General features: G+C 64.0%; 1 pseudogene. It reads left to right on the top strand.

Features of this window, described 5'->3' with window-relative positions:
- A pseudogene (locus tag ABEA30_RS15405) lies at window positions 1-700 on the top strand (IS256 family transposase); the annotation flags it as partial.

The raw sequence follows: 700 nt of genomic DNA, 5'->3' as shown, positions 1-700 counted from the left end.
CCGCGCGCGGGCTGACGACTGGTGAGGTCGCGGCGCACTTCGACGACGTCTACGGAGCCAGCGTCTCAAAGGACACGATCTCGAAGATCACCGACAAGGTGATCGAGGAGATGACCGAGTGGCAGAACCGGCCACTGGACCGCGTCTACCCGGTGGTGTTCATCGACGCGATCGTCGTGAAGGTCCGGGACGGGCAGGTGCGGAACAAGCCGTTCTACGTCGCTGTCGGAGTGACCACGTCCGGGGAGCGCGACATCCTGGGCATCTGGGCCGGTGATGGCGGGGAGGGCGCGAAGTTCTGGCTGGGTGTGCTCACCGAGATCAAGAACCGCGGTGTCGAAGACGTCTGCATCGTCGTCTGCGACGGGCTCAAGGGCCTCCCCGACGCGATCAACACCACGTGGGAGCTGACGACGGTGCAGACGTGCATCATCCACCTGATCGCAACACGTTCAAGTACGCGTCGAGGAAGTACTGGGACCAGATCGCCCGCGACCTGCGGCCCGTCTACACGGCGCCGAACGAGGCCGCAGCTCGGGCGAGGTTCGAGGAGTTCGCGGAGAAGTGGTGCACCATGTATCCCGCGATCCGGCAACTCTGGGAGAACGCATGGGCGGAGTTCATCCCGTTCCTGGACTACGACGTCGAGATCCGCCGCATCATTTGCAGCACCAACGCGATCGAGTCCCTCAACGCGAGA

Origin of the sequence: Tessaracoccus lubricantis (assembly GCF_039544535.1) — a bacterium.
Classification (GTDB): domain Bacteria; phylum Actinomycetota; class Actinomycetes; order Propionibacteriales; family Propionibacteriaceae; genus Arachnia; species Arachnia lubricantis.
The sequence above is the reverse complement of the archived record's forward strand: the minus strand, read 5'-3'. Positions and strand labels throughout refer to the sequence as shown.